Origin of the sequence: Skermanella sp. TT6 (assembly GCF_016653635.2) — a bacterium.
GTDB classification, from domain to species: domain Bacteria; phylum Pseudomonadota; class Alphaproteobacteria; order Azospirillales; family Azospirillaceae; genus Skermanella; species Skermanella cutis.
On sequence record NZ_CP067420.1, the window covers coordinates 4,323,758 to 4,341,079 of the forward strand.

15 protein-coding genes and 1 tRNA gene are annotated in these 17,322 nt (G+C 68.9%); 7 read left to right on the forward strand and 9 right to left on the reverse strand.

Going from position 1 to position 17,322, the window contains the following annotated elements:
- Window position 1 precedes the first annotated feature (1 nt).
- The gene (locus IGS68_RS20175; RefSeq protein ID WP_201073060.1) at window positions 2-2,632 is read right to left on the reverse strand and encodes a sensor domain-containing protein; all 2,631 of its coding nucleotides are present in this window, start codon (window positions 2,630-2,632) and stop codon (window positions 2-4) included.
- Window positions 2,633-2,851: 219 nt separating this feature from the next.
- Here IGS68_RS20175 and IGS68_RS20180 point away from each other — a divergent pair, with 219 nt between their 5' ends.
- Together IGS68_RS20180 and IGS68_RS20185 are read left to right on the forward strand one after the other, a co-directional pair.
- On the forward strand, window positions 2,852-3,280 hold the full coding sequence (locus IGS68_RS20180) for a glycosyltransferase family protein (protein WP_201073062.1): 429 nt from the start codon (window positions 2,852-2,854) through the stop codon (window positions 3,278-3,280).
- 198 nt (window positions 3,281-3,478) lie between these two features.
- Complete coding sequence (locus IGS68_RS20185) at window positions 3,479-4,813, forward strand: lipopolysaccharide biosynthesis protein (RefSeq protein WP_201073064.1); 1,335 nt, start codon at window positions 3,479-3,481, stop codon at window positions 4,811-4,813.
- A gap of 150 nt (window positions 4,814-4,963) precedes the next feature.
- Here IGS68_RS20185 and IGS68_RS20190 read toward each other — a convergent pair whose 3' ends face one another.
- The gene (locus tag IGS68_RS20190) at window positions 4,964-5,890 is read right to left on the reverse strand and encodes a LysR family transcriptional regulator (RefSeq protein WP_201073066.1); all 927 of its coding nucleotides are present in this window, start codon (window positions 5,888-5,890) and stop codon (window positions 4,964-4,966) included.
- A 145-nt stretch (window positions 5,891-6,035) separates the two neighbouring features.
- Between IGS68_RS20190 and IGS68_RS20195 the strand changes: the two genes are divergently transcribed.
- The gene (locus IGS68_RS20195; protein ID WP_201073067.1) at window positions 6,036-7,049 is read left to right on the forward strand and encodes a zinc-dependent alcohol dehydrogenase family protein; all 1,014 of its coding nucleotides are present in this window, start codon (window positions 6,036-6,038) and stop codon (window positions 7,047-7,049) included.
- 313 nt (window positions 7,050-7,362) lie between these two features.
- Here IGS68_RS20195 and IGS68_RS20200 read toward each other — a convergent pair.
- Window positions 7,363-7,449: transfer RNA gene (locus IGS68_RS20200), tRNA-Leu, on the reverse strand.
- 129 nt (window positions 7,450-7,578) lie between these two features.
- Between IGS68_RS20200 and lipB the strand changes: the two genes are divergently transcribed.
- Entirely contained in the window at window positions 7,579-8,298 is a 720-nt protein-coding gene (lipB, locus tag IGS68_RS20205; protein ID WP_201081532.1) for a lipoyl(octanoyl) transferase LipB, read from the forward strand.
- A gap of 59 nt (window positions 8,299-8,357) precedes the next feature.
- Here the strand turns inward: lipB and IGS68_RS20210 are convergent, their stop codons facing one another.
- Window positions 8,358-9,650 carry an adenylosuccinate synthase gene (locus IGS68_RS20210; protein ID WP_201073068.1) on the reverse strand — a complete coding sequence of 431 codons (1,293 nt, stop codon included), beginning with the start codon at window positions 9,648-9,650 and terminating at the stop codon, window positions 8,358-8,360.
- Window positions 9,651-9,739: 89 nt separating this feature from the next.
- Window positions 9,740-10,888 carry an ATP phosphoribosyltransferase regulatory subunit gene (locus IGS68_RS20215; protein ID WP_201073071.1) on the reverse strand — a complete coding sequence of 383 codons (1,149 nt, stop codon included), beginning with the start codon at window positions 10,886-10,888 and terminating at the stop codon, window positions 9,740-9,742.
- 246 nt (window positions 10,889-11,134) lie between these two features.
- On the opposite strand from IGS68_RS20215, the gene IGS68_RS20220 reads away from it, so the two are divergent.
- Window positions 11,135-12,484, forward strand: coding sequence for an amidase (locus IGS68_RS20220; protein WP_201073072.1), 1,350 nt, complete (start codon window positions 11,135-11,137; stop codon window positions 12,482-12,484).
- A gap of 11 nt (window positions 12,485-12,495) precedes the next feature.
- Here IGS68_RS20220 and IGS68_RS20225 read toward each other — a convergent pair whose 3' ends face one another.
- Window positions 12,496-12,840 (reverse strand): hypothetical protein, encoded by a 345-nt coding sequence (locus tag IGS68_RS20225; RefSeq protein WP_201073079.1) that lies wholly within the window; start codon window positions 12,838-12,840, stop codon window positions 12,496-12,498.
- A gap of 205 nt (window positions 12,841-13,045) precedes the next feature.
- On the opposite strand from IGS68_RS20225, the gene glmS reads away from it, so the two are divergent.
- A complete protein-coding gene (gene glmS / locus IGS68_RS20230; RefSeq protein WP_201073081.1) occupies window positions 13,046-14,875 on the forward strand; it encodes a glutamine--fructose-6-phosphate transaminase (isomerizing) in 1,830 nt (609 codons plus the stop codon).
- Here glmS and rsmD read toward each other — a convergent pair.
- The 3 genes from rsmD to IGS68_RS20245 form a co-directional block, all read right to left on the reverse strand.
- Complete coding sequence (gene rsmD, locus IGS68_RS20235; protein ID WP_201073089.1) at window positions 14,862-15,428, reverse strand: 16S rRNA (guanine(966)-N(2))-methyltransferase RsmD; 567 nt, start codon at window positions 15,426-15,428, stop codon at window positions 14,862-14,864. The genes glmS and rsmD overlap by 14 nt on opposite strands.
- Entirely contained in the window at window positions 15,409-16,323 is a 915-nt protein-coding gene (locus tag IGS68_RS20240; protein ID WP_201073091.1) for a pseudouridine synthase, read from the reverse strand. The genes rsmD and IGS68_RS20240 overlap by 20 nt, the downstream gene beginning before the upstream one ends.
- Window positions 16,324-16,419: 96 nt before the next feature.
- The gene (locus IGS68_RS20245) at window positions 16,420-16,629 is read right to left on the reverse strand and encodes a dodecin (protein ID WP_201073093.1); all 210 of its coding nucleotides are present in this window, start codon (window positions 16,627-16,629) and stop codon (window positions 16,420-16,422) included.
- A gap of 176 nt (window positions 16,630-16,805) precedes the next feature.
- On the opposite strand from IGS68_RS20245, the gene IGS68_RS20250 reads away from it, so the two are divergent.
- On the forward strand, window positions 16,806-17,243 hold the full coding sequence (locus IGS68_RS20250; protein ID WP_201073095.1) for a nucleoside deaminase: 438 nt from the start codon (window positions 16,806-16,808) through the stop codon (window positions 17,241-17,243).
- Window positions 17,244-17,322 lie beyond the last annotated feature (79 nt).

The following is a 17,322-nucleotide window of genomic DNA, read 5'->3' on the forward strand; positions in this document are numbered from 1 at the left end:
CTTAGATGATCGGGTTCGCCAGCGCGACCGCAATCTTGCGCCAGCGGTCCAGCTGCGCGACGAAGGTGTGCAGCGGGACCGGCTTGCCGACCAGGTACCCCTGTATCCTGCTGCACCGGCGCTCCCGCAGGAAGGCCAGCTGGGCGACCGTCTCGACCCCCTCGGCCACCACGGAATGGCCGAGCTGGTCCGCCAGGTTGATGATCGCGGAGACGACGGTGGCGCTGTTGCCGTCATGGCCGCAATGCTGGATGAAGCTCCGGTCGATCTTCAGGATGTCGATCGGCAGCTTGGTCAGGTAGCTGAGGCTGGAATAGCCGGTGCCGAAATCGTCGATCGACAGCGTGACGCCGAGCCGCTTGATCTCGTTGAGCGCCGCGATGCTCTGGGCCGCCTCGGTCATCAGGATCGACTCGGTCAGCTCCAGCTCAAGGAAGGACGGGTCCAGGCCGATCTCGCTGATGGTGGCGGCGATCCGCTCGACCAGATCCGCCTCGCGGAACTGCCGCATGGACAGGTTGACCGAGAGCTGCATCGGGATTCCCTGCCGCCGCAGTTCCATGGCGTCCCGGCACGCGGTGCGCAGCACCCACTCGCCGATCGGCACGATCATGCCGATCTCCTCCGCCAGCGGGATGAACTCGTCGGGCGGCACCATCCCCCGGGTCGGGTGGAACCAGCGGACCAGCGCCTCCATCCCGTAGATGGCGCCCTTCAGGATGTCGACCTTGGGCTGGTAATGGACCTCCAGCTCGTCGTGCTCGATCGCCCGGCGCAGGTCGCTCTCCATCTCCAGCCGCCGCATCATCGTCCGGGTCATTTCGGAGGTGAAGAAGCTGATCGTGTTGCGGCTCCGGCGCTTCGCCTCGTACATCGCGATGTCGGCGTGCTTCAGCAGGGTATCCGCATCGCCCCCGTCGTCGGGGAACAGGCTGATCCCGATGCTGGCGGTCACCTGCTCCACCTGGGGTTGGGCAAACGGCGCGCGCAGGGCCTTCAGGATCCGCTGGCAGACCTGGGGAGCGCCCTCCGCCACGTCGGCGTCGGCCACCACGACGATGAACTCGTCGCCGCCCAGGCGGGCGACCGTGTCGCTTTCGCGCACGCACGATTTCAGCCGCCGCGCCACCTCGACCAGCAGCCGGTCGCCCATGTCGTGGCCATGGCAGTCGTTGATCGTCTTGAAATGGTCCAGGTCGATGAACAGGAGCGCCACGCCGTGCTCCTGGCGCCGGGCCAGCGCGATGGCCTGCTCGATCCGGTCGGCCAGCAGCAGCCGGTTGGGCAGCCCGGTCAGGGCGTCGTGGTAGGCCTGGTGCTTGATCTGCTCGTCCTTGCGGTGAAGGTCCGTGATGTCGTTGAAGATGGCGACGTACCGGTAGGGCCGCCCGGCCGCGTCGAGCACCTGGGTGATGGTCACCCACTCCAGGAAGTTCTCGCCGTTCTTGCGGCGGTTCCAGATCTGGCCCTGCCAGCTCCCTTCGGCCTTCAGCCGGGACCACAGCTCGTCGAAGAAGGCCTCGTCCTGGAGGGGGGATCGGAGCAACCGCGAGGACTGTCCGACCACCTCCCCCTCCTGGTAGCCGGTGATCTGGGTGAAGGCGGGATTGACGGAAATGATGACGCCGTCGGAGTCGGTGACGAAGATGCCCTCGACCGTGTGCCGGAACACGCTGGCCACCATCTCCTGCTCGGCCTGGCTGCGCTGCCGGTCGGTGATGTCCTCCGACAGGCAGGCGACCTCGGATGTGGGCAGGCGGACCAGGCGGTTGTGCCGGCAGTCCAGCGGCTTGCCGCCCGAATCCAGGTGGACCGTCATCAGGCTTTCCGGCACGCCCGAGCGCCAGACCCGCCGGACCGCCTCGGCCAGTTCCGCCGCCTGGTCGGCCGTGGTCTCCGGCTGGGCCGACGACGCCAGCACCTCCGGCAGGCGGCGCCCCAGCGCCCGGCTGCGCGACATGCGGTAAAGCGCCTCGGCCGCCGGGTTGATGTCGGCCAGCACGAAGTCGCGGCCCTCGTCGTGCGGCGCGAAGATCACGACGCCGTCGCGCATGCTGGCGAACAGCTCCCGGAAACGCCGCTCGCCGGCATGCAGCGCCGCCTCGGCGTTCCGCCGGCCGGTGATGTCCTGCAGGGTCTCGATCGCGCCGATGATCACGCCGTCCTCGTCGAACAGCGGGGCCGCGGTGAACGACAGCCAGCACGGCCCGCCGCCCAGGTTCGGGAAATAGTCCTCGGCCTCGAACGCGCCGGAGACGGTCGCGGACCGCCGGAACTTGTCCTGGTAGAACAGGCGAACCGTGTCGTCGGGCGCGCCGTCCACGATCAGGTCCGCCATGCAGGGCCGCTCGATCCCGTAGAAGATCCGCCGCTGGTTGCGCGTGCCGATCATCTCTGCGGCGCTGGCGCCGATCACGACCTCGCAGGCACGGTTCCAATGGGTCACCCGGTGCGAGGTATCGATCACGAAGACGGGTACCGGGCACCCGTCGACGATCTGGGACAGCCGGTTCTCCTCCGCCGCTCGACCGCCGACGGCACGCGGCGGCCGTACGGAGGTTCCCCCGGCCGGCCTGTCGCCGAGTTCATCGCGTCCGTCCGCCGGAATCTCCCTGCAAGCATTGTCGCCCATGCACAGTCTCCCGATCCGGCACGGCGACAGACTGCCCCGCCGGATCCGCATTTCCCCCATCGCACCGCTTCAACCGTCGGCGTCGGATCAGCCTTCGATCATAGCGTGCGGTCCGGGAACTGCGGATGATCCATGTCAACCAGGAGATATTTGAGGCCGCACGCGCGCACCGCGGACGCGCATACTGAGGAACATTGTTCCATTTCGAAGAAAAACCGCATGGAAGGGCTCGCCGAACATGCGGTCTCCTTGGACGAGGGCCTCGGCCTGCCGCTGATCGAGGCGGCGAAGCACGCGCAACCGATCCTGGCGCGTGACCTCCCGGTGTTCCGGGAGATCGCCGGCGACCACGCGACCTACTTCTCCGGCACGGCGCCACGGGATCTGGCGGACGCGCCGCGCCGGTGGATGCGGGACCGGAAGGCGGGAAAGGTGCGCGGCACCGCTGAAATGCCCTGGCTGACCTGGGAGCAGTCTGCCCGCCAGTTCACCGAGGTGATCTTCGGCGACCGGAGGGACGCGACGTACCACGCGGACCGGAAAGGATCCGCCCCGCGCCAGCCCTTCGCCGGAGCGAAGCCGGACATTCCGGCCGACGCGGCGGAGGCGGCGCGCGCAGCCGAGCCCATTGCCGCCGGCTCAGACTGACCGTCCCCGGGGCACCTACGATCGTCCAGGACTCCGGATGGGGTGTATCGCCCACCCGTTTGGGGGAGCTTCTTGCCCACCCCTTTCCCGGGGAGCAAAAGCGTGACTGCGTTCACCCCATGAACCGGCGCGACCGGTTGATGTTTATGGCAGTGTTGCGCCGCTTCATCCTGCGAATGATTGTGTGAGAGAGTTCCCTTGACGGCCCGAGTCGACGCCAACCGTCTGTCGCAAGCAGCACTTCGTGTCCTGCGTGGCCCTTTCCTGAAGAACATCGCGGTCCTCGCTTCTGGGACGGCCATGGCCCAGGTCCTGACGGTCTTAGCCTATCCGATCCTGATGCGGCTCTTCACGCCGGACCAGTTCGGCCTCTTCGCCCTGTTCGGCGCGCTCAACATGACTTTCGTGGTCGTCGCGAGCGGGAGGTACGAGTTGGCGATCGTGATGGCGAAGTCGGAGACGGAGGCGGCCAATATCCTGGCGCTGAGCCTCGGCATCGTCGTCGCGGTCAGCGCCGCGTCGGGCTTGGCCGTATGGGCTTTCGGCGATCCCCTGCTCGACCTGCTGGGATACCAGGAGCTGAGCGGCCTGCTCTGGTTCCTGCCGCTGCTGATCCTGACCAACACGGCGGCGGCGGTGCTGGCCGTGTGGGCGACCCGGCACAAGCAGTACAAGCGGATCTCCATGTCCACCATCAGCCGCTCCTTCGGGGTCGCGGCCGCCCAGATGGCCGCCGGTTTGGTCGGCATGGGCGTGGACGGCCTCGTGCTGGGGCTGATCTTCGGGACGGCGATGGGCGCCCTGATCATCGCCTGGCAGATCATCCGCCACGACCTGCCGTCGCTCCGGCGCATGGTCACGCGCCAGCGGATGAGGCAGCTCGCCGTCAAGCACCGCGATTTCCCGCTCTACAGCATGCCGCAGGCGCTGCTCTCCTCGACCACCATCACCGTGCCGTCGATCCTGCTGACAGCGCTGTTCAGCCCCTACGTGGCCGGCCTCTACTGGTTCACCTACCGCCTGTTCGAGATGCCGATCACGCTGCTGGGCGACGCGGTCCGCCGGGTCTTCTACCAGCGGGCGGCGGAGATGTTCCACAAGGGCGAGGACCTGTCGGCCCTGTTCCTGCGGACGACCGGTGGGCTGGCGGCGATGGTCGCCCTTCCGGTGCTCGTCATGATTGCCATCGGTCCCTGGCTCTACGCCTTCGCCTTCGGCGAGGCGTGGCGCGAAGCCGGTTATTTCGCGCAGTGGATCGTCGTCTGGTGGGCGATGCGCTTCATCAGCCTGCCGGCCCTGATGCTGGTCCCCGTGCTCAACCTGCAGCGCCGGTTCCTGATCCTGGAAGTCCTGACCCTGATCCCGCGCTTCCTGGTGCTGCCCGTGGCCGCCTGGATCGCCGACGTGGAAGTCGCGATCGCCGCCTACTCCATCGTGGGATTTCTGTTCCATTTCTTCCTGGTGGTGCTGGTCTGGCGCGCGGTGCAGGACCACCGCGCGACGCTGGCCGGGGCCACGCCGACGCCGGCTTGAGGCCCTGCAGTGGACTTTGGTGCAGGAATGAGGGAGGCGGCGGATTTCGCCTTTTCCCGCAACGGCAACGCCGCAGGCAATCTCTCACCAACAGCCGCCAGGTAAGGTGAACGAAAGTTTCCCGGCAGTCTGAGTGCCCGGAAGCGAGCGTCATGGACTGTTCCCCAAGATCCTCTCCAGCCCCCGGTCCCAGTATGGTTGCGGCCCGAATCGCTCGACGAGCCAGTCGATGAAGACCCTCACCTTCGGCGCCAGTTCGCGCGAACTTGGGTAAAGCACCCAAAGCGTCTGTGTCGAGACGAGCGGGTACTCGGGAAGGGCTGGTAAGAGGGCGCCGGATCGAAGCTCGTCCGCGGCGCACCAAGTGGCCATCAGGGCGACGCCGAGCCCCGCACAGGCCGCATCGCGCACGGCACCGCCGTCATTGATTCGCAGGCTTGGGGCGATACGCCGCTCGATCAGCTCTCCACCCTTTCCTCGGAATGTCCAGAGATCGAGCGTACCGACGACGAGGCAGGCGTGTTCTGCAAGGTCGTCGGGCGTATTCGGCCGTCCGCGCCGCTCGATGTACTCGGGCGACGCGACCAGCACCCGCTTGTCTGGAGCGAGCCGCCGCGCGACGAAGGACGAGTCGCTGAGCTCGGCATAGCGAACCGCCACATCGAAGGCCCCTTCGACGAGATCGACGACGCTGTCCGAGATGCGCAAGTCGAGGGCCAACCCGGGATATCGCCTGCAGAAGTCGGGCAGACCCGGCACGATATGCATGCGCGCGAACGAGGCCGGAGCCGCCACCCACAGGGTGCCGCGCGGTACGGCTTGCTCCCGCCCGAGCGCCGCCCGGGCGGACTCCGCCGCGAGCACGACGTGCTCTGCATGCGGCAGGAAGGCGATGCCGTCCTCGGTCAAGGTCGCCTGTCGCGTCGTTCGGTGGAGAAGCCTGGCCCCGAGCTTTCTTTCGAGCGCCGCCAGTCTGGCGCTCGCTCCCGCCGGAGTGAGGCCCAGGTCGCGGGCGGCAGAGCTGATGCTCCGGAGTTGAGCGATGCGCACGAACAGGTTCAAGTCGTTCACGTCCATGGCACCGCTTTCAAAGATTCGTTGAAACTGATCCTAAGTCGGACCCGCTACCGAGTGGAATCAAGAAAAGTCAAATAGGCAGCGTCCCAAGGGGACAACGGGCCATGGAGCCCGCCCATGCCTCTACTGCCGAAAGGAATTCGTCGTGACCAAGACCATGAAGGCAGCCGTCCTCACCCGCTTCGGCGGGCCGGACGCGTTCGAGCTGCGCGAGGTGCCGGTGCCGGAGGTCGGTCCGCGCCAAGTGCGGGTGCGGGTGCACGCCACTGCCGTCAATCCGCTCGATTATCAGATCCGCCGCGGCGACTACACGGACTACGTGCCGTTGCCCGCGATCATCGGCCATGACATCTCGGGCGTTGTCGAGGAATTGGGCTCGGACGTTCGCGAGTTCGCGGTCGGCGATGAAGTCTACTACACACCGAAGATCTTCGGCGACGCCGGCTCCTACGCTGAGCAGCACGTCGCCGACGTCGAACTCGTCGGCCGCAAGCCCCGGAATCTCACGCACCTCGAGGCGGCGAGCTTGACGCTCGTCGGCGGCACGGTTTGGGAGGCGTTCGTCCAGCGCGCGCAGCTGAAGGTCGGCGAGACGATCCTCATCCACGGCGGCGCGGGCGGCGTCGGCACGATCGCGGTTCAATTGGCGAAGGCGATCGGCGCGCGGGTGATCACGACGGCGCGTGCCCGCGACCACGACTTCGTGCATTCGCTCGGTACCGACGAGGCGATCGATTTCACCGCCGAAGATTATGTGGAGGCGGTAGCCCGGCTGACCGGGGGAGAGGGCGTGAACGTCGTCTTCGACACGATCGGCGGTGACACGCTCACGCGAAGCCCGCTCACGCTCGCGGCATTCGGGCGCGTGGTCAGCCTCGTCGACATCGCGCAGCCGCAGAACCTCGTCCATGCCTGGGGCAAGAACGCGGCATACCATTTCGTGTTCACCCGTCAGAACCGAGGCAAGCTCGACGCGCTCACAAACCTGGTCGAGCGCGGCCTGGTCAAGCCCGTGATCGGCGCGGCGCTGCCGCTCGCCCGCATGGCCGAGGCGCACGAACTGCTGGAGAACGGCACCGCACGGGGACTGCGCGGCAAGGTCGTGATCGACGTGTCGGGCGAGGCGGTCGCCTTGCCCCCCGCCCGGCAAGCCGCCTGACACGTCGCGCGGACGCTCGGGGAGGCTCACCCCGGCCGTCCGCCCCGAGAAGAGAGAACGGATGATCACCGAACTCGCGCTCTTGCGAATTCGAGCCGCGCCGGGCGCGGTTAAGTCTTGGGATTCCATTCTGGTCGGCTCTTGAACGGCACGTTCCGGAGCTGACCCCATCCGCATATGATCAATGAGCGCAAGATGCTTGCACGACAGCGCAGTTCTCTCGTGTCACCATTTGCGTGGCACGATGAGCAACAAAAAAGCCGTGCCGTCAAGGTTCCGGCACAGCTTTTTCGTAGGATCAAGCACTTAGAGATGGTGCGGTCGAGAAGACTCGAACTTCCACGGGGGTTAGCCCACAGCGACCTCAACGCTGCGCGTCTACCAATTCCGCCACGACCGCATACATCGTCCGCCTCAATCAGCGCGGGGCTTGCTTGAAGCGTGCGGGGGGAATACCAAATCCCGATGCCGCGATCAAGCGATTGAAGCGGCTTCTTCGAAGAAAACAGGATCACACCCGGACATGGCCATGACAGCCGCGCTTTCGCCGACCGCCCCCCTCGCCGCTCCCGCCGACGCCTCCATCCGGCCGGCCGTCGAGTGGCGCATATCGGACGACCCCGTGCCCTATCCCGAGGCGGTCGCGGAGATGGAGGCGAGGGCCGCGGCGATCCGCGCGGGGACGGCCCCGGAACTGGTCTGGCTGCTGGAGCACCCGCCCCTCTACACGGCGGGCACCAGCGCGCGGGAAAGCGACCTGCTGGAGCCGAGCCGGTTTCCCACGTACCGGTCGGGCCGCGGCGGCCAGTACACCTATCACGGGCCGGGCCAGCGCGTGGCCTACGTCATGATCGATCTGAAGCGTCCGCGGGCAGGCATGGAGGGTCCGGACGTCCGCGGCTACGTCAACCGGCTGGAGGAATGGCTGATCCGGACGCTCGCCCAGTTCAACGTCAAGGGCGAGCGACGGTGCGGCCGGGTCGGCATCTGGGTGGACAAGCGCCCCTATGGCGGCCTGCCCGGACAGGAGGACAAGATCGCCGCCATCGGTGTCCGCGTCCGGCACTGGGTGACGTTCCACGGCGTCGCCCTGAACGTCGACCCGGACCTGGGCCATTTCGCCGGCATCGTGCCCTGCGGCATCAGCGAGCACGGCGTCACCAGCCTGCACGCCCTCGGCCATCTGGCGACCCTGCCGGAAGTGGACTTGGCGCTGAAGGCGGCGTGGGAAGACGTCTTCGGGGCCTGAATGGAAAACGGCGGGCAATAGCCCGCCGTCGCCCGATCCCCGCGTCCTGCGTTCCGGCCTCAGTCCTGAAACGGGTCGGTCACCAGGATGGTGTCGTCGCGCTCCGGGCTGGTCGAGAGCATGGCGACCGGCGCCTCGATCAGCTCCTCGATCCGGCGGATATACTTGATCGCCGTCGCCGGCAGGTCGGCCCAGCTCCGGGCACCCTGGGTACTCTCGCTCCAGCCGGGCATGGATTCGAAGATCGGCTCGACGCCGGCCTGCGCAGACTGCCCGGCGGGGAAATGGTGCAGCTCCTGCCCCTGGTAGCGGTAGCCGACGCAGACCTTCAGCTCCTCGAAGCCGTCCAGCACGTCCAGCTTGGTCAGCGCGATGCCGTTGATGCCGCCGACCTTGACCGCTTGGCGGACCATGACGGCGTCGAACCAGCCGCAGCGCCGCTTGCGCCCGGTCACCGTGCCGAATTCCCGGCCCCGCTGGCCCAGCCGGTCGCCGATCTCGTTGACCTGCTCGGTCGGGAACGGGCCGGAACCGACCCGGGTGGTGTACGCCTTGGTGATGCCCAGCACGTACCCCACGGCGCCCGGACCCATGCCGCAGCCGGTGGAGGCATTGCCGGACACCGTGTTGGACGAGGTGACGTACGGGTAGGTCCCGTGATCCACGTCGAGCATGGCGCCCTGGGCGCCCTCGAACAGGATGCGCTTGCCGGCGCGCCGCATCTCGTCCAGCTTCTCCCACACCACCGCAGCAAAGGGCCGCACCTGCGGCGCGATCTCGCGCAGGCCCTGCAGCACCTCGTCGCGGCTAATCTCGTCCGAGCCCAGGCCGCGCAGCAGCGCGTTGTGGTGGAACAGCAGCTTCTCGACCTTCTCCTCCAGCACCGCGTCGTCGGCGAGGTCGCACAGGCGGATGGCCCGGCGGGCCACCTTGTCCTCATAGGCCGGTCCGATGCCGCGGCCCGTGGTGCCGATCTTCAGATTGCCGAGCGCCTCCTCGCGGGCGCGGTCCACCGTCCCATGGATCGGCAGGATCAGCGTCGCGTTCTCGGCGATCAGCAGGTTCTCCGGCGATATCTCGACGCCCTTCTGCCGGATCGCCTCGATCTCGCGCACCAGCGCCCAGGGATCGACCACGACGCCGTTGCCGATGACCGACAGCTTGCCGGGCCGGACCACGCCGGAGGGCAGCAGGCTCAGCTTGTACTCGACACCGTTGATGACCAGCGTATGGCCGGCATTGTGGCCGCCCTGGTAGCGGACCACCACGTCGGCCCGGCTGGACAGCCAATCGACGATCTTGCCTTTACCCTCGTCGCCCCACTGGGAGCCGACCACCGCTACGTTTGCCATCTCGTCTCTCCACGCTACTCAGCGGAGAAGGTTGGCGCCCCCTCCGGACATCGGCCGGGCGGCCGAACGGCGCGCCGGTCCCTTGGTGATCAGGCGGCCGGATGGACCTGGCCGCCGGTGAAAATATGGGTGCAGCGCAGCCGGCGCGCCTCGGCCGCCGGATCGTCCAGCGCTTCCAGCGCCCGCACGGTGATCCAGCCCTCGGACCGGAGCCGCGCGCCGTCGGCGGCATCCGTCCCGATCGGCAGGAACAGGCGCGGCGCCGGCGCCGGATCGGGCACCGCGCGCAGCACCGTATCCAGATAGAGGGTGAAGCCGGTCGAGGGTTCGCCCGACGGACCGCCTCCCGCCCGGTACCGGCCGCCGCGCCCCAGCTCGCCGCGGACCCCGCGGGAGAACAGGGTGAAACTGGTGCCGGTCTGGTACTCGAAGCCCCGGTGCTCGACCGGATCGACCGTCAGCATCAGCTCGGGTGCGGCGTCCCGGATCAGCCGGACGACCTCGGTCAGCCGCCGGCGGTCGGCCTCGGCCTCCTCCGGCAGGTCCAGGCCGGCCAGCAGCTCCACCGCCCGGTCGGCGGGTCCAGACGCCCCCATCATCCCGGCCAGCAGGTCGGCGGCCCTGCCGCCCACCGCCGCCACCTCGGCGGCGTCCTTGCGGTCCAGCGCCTGGCGCAGCCGCGCGGTCTCGTCCTCCGGCAGGTCCAGCCCGCGGCAGACCGAGGGGACAAGCGTCGGCACGTTCAGGTCCACGGAGATATTCGCGGCTCCCACCGCCTTCAGCGCGGCATAGGCCAGCAGCACGACCTCGGCATCGGCCGTTGGCTGCAACGCGCCGATCAGCTCCACGCCGACCTGCCCGAACTGCCGTTCCGGCCGGAGCTGCGATCCTTTGACGCGCAGCACCTGCCCGCCGTAGCTGAGGCGCAGCGGGCGCGGCTCGTTGGCAAGGCGGGTGACCGCGATGCGGGCGACCTGAAGGGTCATGTCCGGCCGGATCGCCAGCATGCGCTGGGAGATCGGGTCCATCAGCCGGAAGGTCTGGGTCGCCATGGCGGCCCCCGGCCCCGACAGCAGGCTGGCCTCGAACTCGATCAGCGGCGGCTTGACTCGCTCGAACCCGTTCAGCGCGAACTCGGCCATCAGCCGTTCGACGATGGTGGCTTCGAAGGCGGCTTCGCGCGGCAGCACGTCGTGCAGGCCGGCGGGCAGCAGCGCTCTGTTCATCGTTTCGGTCATGCCGGCACTGGATCCCGGGCTCGCTTCAGGGGGCTCGCTTCAAGGGTCCGGCCTCGACCGGACGCACCGGGCCGGTAAGTATCGGAACCGGCCCCGTTGGGCAAACGGAAAAGGGTCGCGGCTGCCATGGCCCGCAAGCGGGGCAAGACTCCACAAAACGGTTCCCCCGACGGTCCCGCGTGATCGACCATGCCCGTGCCTGTATCCTCGCGAAGCCACACGACGTAACCAGGAGAGAGTTCCCGAATGCCCGCAGTCCAGACGATCGCCGCCCTGGCGGCCGACCTCGCCGCCGGCCGCACCACCAGCCTCGAGCTGACGGAGGCGGCGTTCGACCGGATCGCCGATCCGGCCGGCGAGGGCGCGCGCGCCTTCATCCTGGCCGACGTCGCGGTCAACCGCGCCGCGGCGCTGGCGCAGGCCGAAGCGTCGGACCGGCTGCGCGCCGCCGGGATCGTGCCGTCGCCGCTCGCAGGGTTGCCGATCTCCGTCAAGGACCTGTTCGACATCGCGGGCCAAGTCACCACCGCCGGCTCGACCGTGCTGAAGGACGCGGCCCCGGCCGCCGCCGACGCGCCGGCGGTGGCCCGGCTGAGGGCGGCGGGGGCGGTCATCGTCGGCCGCACCAACATGACCGAGTTCGCGTTCTCCGGCCTGGGCGTCAACCCGCATTACGGCACCCCCGGCAACCCGCGCGACCGCGACCGCATTCCCGGCGGTTCGTCGTCGGGGGCCGCCGTGTCGGTGGCCGACGGCATGGCCGCCGCCGCGATCGGCTCGGACACCGGCGGCTCGGTCCGCATCCCCGCCGCCTTCTGCGGGCTGGCCGGGTTCAAGCCGACCCAGGCCCGGGTGCCCCGGACCGGCGCGCTGCCGCTGTCCCGGACGCTGGACACCGTCGGCCCGCTCGCCCGCTCGGTCGCCTGCTGCGCCCTGCTCGACGCCGTGCTGGCCGGAGAGTCGCCCGCCGTCCCGGACGCGGCCCCCGTCGCCGGGCTGCGCCTGGCGGTCCCGCGGGAGATCGTGCTGGACGGGCTGGACGCCACCGTCTCCGCCGCCTTCTCCGACGCGCTCTCCCGCCTGTCCAAGGCCGGCGTCCGGATCACCGACCTGTCGGTGCCGGCGCTCGCCCGCATTCCCGGAGTCAACGCCAAGGGCGGTTTCGTCACCTCCGAGGCGCTGGCCTGGCACAAGGACCTGATCGAAGCCCGGGGGCCGGAATACGATCCCCGCGTCGCGTCGCGCATCCTGCGCGGCTCCGGGATGACGGCCGTGGACTATATCGACCTGCTGGAGGCGCGCACCGGGATCATGGCCGAGGCGGCGGAGCAGACCCGGGACTTCGACGCCCTGCTGATGCCGACCGTCCCGGTCGTGGCGCCCCGGTTCGACGAGCTGGCCGACGACGCGGACTATACGCGCCTGAACATGATGGTCCTGCGCAACCCGTCGCTGTTCAATTTCCTCGACCGCCCGGCGGTCACCTTGCCCTGCGCCTCCGGCGGGCTGGCGGTCGGGACCATGCTGGTCGGCAGGCGCGGCCACGACCGCCGGCTGCTGGCGCTGGCCCGCGGAATCGAGCCGGTGGTCGCCTGACGCCCCTGCCGTCAGTGGTCCGAGCGGTGGAGGATCTTGTCGCCCATGCCGGTATCGTACCCCATGCCTTCTAGAGTGATCACGGCGGCGTGGGGGAACCGGGACTTGATCAGGCCCTTGCGCTCCAGCGCCACCCAGACCGACGGATTGCTCAGGCCGTTGGCGTCGGCGGTCGAAACCACGGCGTCGCCCATATGGAAATGGTTGCCGTGGGCATGGGGGAACTGGTTGACCAGAAGGGCGCCCTCCCCCTCCTCGGGAGCGGGGGTGCCGATCAGCCGGCCCAGTTCCTGAAGCAGGGTCAAGGTCTTGAGCTGGAGCGGGTTGAGCTTCAGCGGATTCACTCTGGGCGGCATCGTCGTCCTGCGTGCAATGGTTACAGTTTGGAGTAACGGGCGCACTTCAGCGCCGGTTCCCGTGCTCGTCAAGTCATAAGCCGCACGCGCCGGGACGGATCCGCTGCGCAACATCCTGAAACATAAGTTTACTTGGGTTGCCCCGCTTACGTGTGGCAGTAAGGTGCAGTGCGGAATCGACGTGTGAAAGCTGAGCGAAGAGAACATGTGCGGGATTATCGGCATCATCGGCAAGAACGAAGTGGCCCCCCTGCTGATCGAGGGGCTGCGCCGGCTGGAGTATCGCGGCTATGACAGCGCCGGCGTGGCGACGCTGGTCAACGGCCGGATCGACCGGCGCCGGGCCGAGGGCAAGCTGGTCAACCTGGACAGGCGCGTGCAGGAGCAGCCCCTGTCCGGAACCATCGGCATCGGCCACACCCGCTGGGCAACCCACGGCGGCCCGACCGAGACCAACGCCCATCCCCACGCCACCCGCAAGGTGGCGGTCGTCCACAACGGCATCATCGAGAACTACCAGGACCTGAAGGCCGAGCTGGAGGGTCACCACTACGTCTTCGAGACCCAGACCGACACCGAGGTGATCGTCCATCTCGTTACCTCCTATCTCGACCAGGGTCTGCGGCCGGTGGACGCCACGGCCGAAGCCTTGAAGCGCCTGGAGGGCGCTTTCAGCCTCGCGCTGATCTTCGCCGGCGAGCACGACCTGATGATCGGAGCGCGCCGCGGCACCCCGCTGGCCGTCGGCTACGGGAACGGCAACGACGAGATGTACCTGGCGTCGGACGCCTTCGCCCTGGCGCCGCTGACCAACCGCCTCTCCTACCTGGAGGACGGCGACTGGGTCGTGCTGAATCGCGGCTCCGTGGTGATCCGCAACGCCGCCGGCGAGCAGGTGGACCGCCCGATCAAGCTGTCTGCCGTGTCCGGGGCCATGATCGGCAAGGGCGAGCACCGCCACTTCATGCTGAAGGAGATCTACGAGCAGCCCCAGGTGATCGGCGACACGCTGAACGCCTTCGTCCAGGCGACCACCGGCCGCATCACCCTGCCCGACCTGCCCTTCGACATCGCGGCGATCCCGCGGGTGACCGTAGTCGCCTGCGGCACCGCCTTCTATGCCGGCATGGTCGCCAAGTACTGGCTGGAGCAGGTCGCCCGCGTGCCGGTCGAGCTGGACATCGCGTCGGAGTTCCGTTACCGCGAGGCCCCCATGCCCGAGGGCGGGCTCGCCCTGTTCATCTCCCAGTCGGGCGAGACCCTGGATACCCTGGAGGCGCTCCGCTACGCCAAGCGCCAGGGCCAGCACATCCTGTCGGTGATCAATGTCGGCGAAAGCACGATCGCCCGCGAGAGCCACGCCGTGCTGGGCACGCTGGCCGGCCCGGAGATCGGCGTCGCCTCGACCAAGGCCTTCACCACCCAGCTCACCGTGCTGGCCTGCTTCGCCCTCGCCATGGCCCGCGCCCGCGGCGCCATCACGGCCGAGCAGGAGGCCGCCATCTCCGCGGCGCTGCGCGAGGTCCCGGCCCGGGCGGTCGACGTGCTGAACCACGACGAGCGCCTGCGCGTCCTGGCCCACGAGGTCTCGGAGGCGCGCGACGCCCTGTACCTGGGCCGCGGCACCAGCTATCCGATCGCCCTGGAGGGCGCGCTGAAGCTGAAGGAGATCTCCTACATCCACGCCGAGGGCTATGCCGCCGGCGAGATGAAGCACGGCCCGATCGCCCTGATCGACGAGGACGTCCCGATCATCGCCTTGGCGCCCAACGACGCCCTGTTCGAGAAGACCGCGTCGAACATCATGGAGGCGGCGGCCCGGGGCGGCAAGGTGCTGCTGCTGTCCGACGCCCCGGGCGTGGAGCGCATGCGCGACAAGGTCCGCTGGACCGTGACCCTGCCGACCGTCCACCCCTTCGTGTCCCCGATCCTCTACGCGATCCCGATGCAGCTCCTGGCGTACCACACGGCGGTGATCAAGGGCACCGACGTGGACCAGCCGCGCAACCTGGCGAAGAGCGTCACGGTGGAGTAGGACCGCCGATCCGCAGGAACAGCACGCGCGTGTCCCCGTAGGCGCGGTCGTCCAGCGCCTCGGCGAAGGCGGGCGTCTCCCACGGGTCCTCCAGGGCGATCTCCACCACGGCGACGGCACCGGGAGCGCACCAGCCGCGCTCCCGGAGGGCCGACAGGGCAGCCGGGGCCAAGTGCTTCCCGTAGGGCGGATCCAGGAACAGCAGGCCGCAGGGGCCTTGCGCGCGGGGAGGCCGCGTGGCGTCGGCCCGGACGACGTCGCAACGGTCGGCGACGGCGAGCGACGCGATGTTGCGCCGGACCAGATCCAGCGATTCCCGGCCCCGGTCCATGAAGACGACGCGCCGGGCGCCGCGCGACAGGGCCTCCAGCCCCAGGGCGCCGGTGCCGCAGAAGGCGTCGAGCACCAGGGCGCCCTCGATGTCGGGCGCCCAGTCGGCATGGGCGAGGATGTTGAAGACCGCCTCCCGCGTGCGGTCGCCGGTCGGGCGGATGTCGCGTCCGGCGGGAGCCTCCAGGCGCCGGCCGCGCAGGCTACCGCCGACGAGTCTCATGCCTGCCCCTCGATCCCCCGCCGGCGGCCGGTCCCTTGGCCGGGCCGGAAGCCGGCGTCCGCGGCTTCGCGTGGGGCTTGGGCTGGGGCTTCGCCTTGGCGGTGCCGGTGTTCGGCTTGACCGGCTCGTCGCCCCGGTCGGAGAAGAACTTCGCCACCTGGTCGCGCAGAACGCGCCTGGGCACCTCCTCGACCTCGCCGCGCTCCAGCTTGCCGAGCTGGAAGGGGCCGTAGGCGACCCGGATCAGCCGGTTGACGGTCAGGCCCAGGCTTTCCATCACGTTGCGGACCTCGCGGTTCTTGCCCTCGCGGAGCGTGATGGTCAGCCAGGCGTTGGAGCCCTGCTGCCGGTCGAGCAGGGCCTCGATCGGACCGTACTGCACGCCGTCGATCGTGACGCCGCGGGACAGACCGGCGAGACGGGCCGGGTCGGCGATGCCGTTCACCCGCACCCGGTAGCGCCGCGCCCAGCCGGTGGACGGAAGCTCCAGGAAGCGGGCCAGCTCGCCGTCGTTGGTCAGCAGCAGCAGCCCCTCGGTCGTCAGGTCGAGCCGACCGACCGACACGACGCGCGGCAGGTCCGCCGGAAGCGTGTCGAACACCGTCTGCCGGCCCTTCTCGTCGCGGGCGGAGGTCACCAGGCCGTCGGGCTTGTGGTAGCGCCACAGCCGGGTCGGCTCCATCTCCGGCAGAGGCTTGCCGTCCACGACGATCTTGTCGCCCGGCCCCACCACCACCGCCGGAGTCGTCAGCACGGCGCCGTTGACCGCGACGCGGCCCTCGGCGATCCAGCGCTCGGCGTCGCGGCGGGAGCAGAGGCCGGCACGGGCGAGCCGCTTGGCGATGCGTTCGGGGCCGCCGGAGGCCTCTTCGGGAGAGGTGTCGGACGGGGTCATCGGCGGGCTCCGGCCCGGTGCGGCGGCATGTGTTCGGACATGCCGCGACATTACGGGGCCGGCGGCACCGCCGCAAGGGACGGCCTCTTCCGGCGGTCAGTCTTCCAGCCGGAAGCCGACCTTGATGACGACCTGGTAATGGGCGACCTTGCCGCCCGAGATATGGCCGCGCGTCTCGACCACCTCGAACCAGTTGAGGTGGTCGTGCATCTTGGCGGCGCGGGCGACCGCTCCCTGGATCGCGTCCTCGATGCTGATGGAGGACGATCCGATGATCTCGATCTTCTGGTAGATGTGGTCGCTCATGCCGGAATGCTCCCTGCGGGTTGACGCGGAAGCATGGGCAGACCTCGCGGCGCGGCGCAACCGTGCGGCACCGGGTGCCGGGTGCGGCAAGTTTTCCTGTGCGCCGTCCCCTTGACGCCGCCCCGGCCGGGCGGCCAGTCTGCCGCATGACCAGACCTCTCCCGATATCGTCCCCCATGGCGCTCGCCCTTGCCGAGGCGGAGGATGCCGCCGCGCGCGGGGAGGTCCCGGTCGGCGCGGTGATCGTCGAGGCTTCGACCGGTCAGGTGCTCGCGTCGGCGGGAAACCGGACCGAGGAACTGGCCGATCCGACGGCCCACGCCGAGATGCTGGCGATCCGGTCCGCATGCGCTTTGCGTGCCGAACCGCGCCTGCCGGACTGTGATCTATATGTGACCTTGGAGCCTTGCGGCATGTGCGCCGCGGCAATCAGTTTTGCTCGGTTGCGCCGAGTGTACTTCGGGGCCTATGATGTAAAAGGCGGCGGGGTCGAGCACGGACCCCGCTTCTTCCACCAGGCGACTTGCCACCACGTTCCCGAGACTTATGGCGGGCTGGATGAGCGCCGGGCGGCGGAGCTGCTGAGGGACTTTTTCCGAAAGCGGCGCTCGTGACTGTAATAATTGGTTGTAGGCGCGTTTTGTTGCGGGGCATGGCAGGGATGGGTAGGCAAGATCTGACCCGAGGGGCATG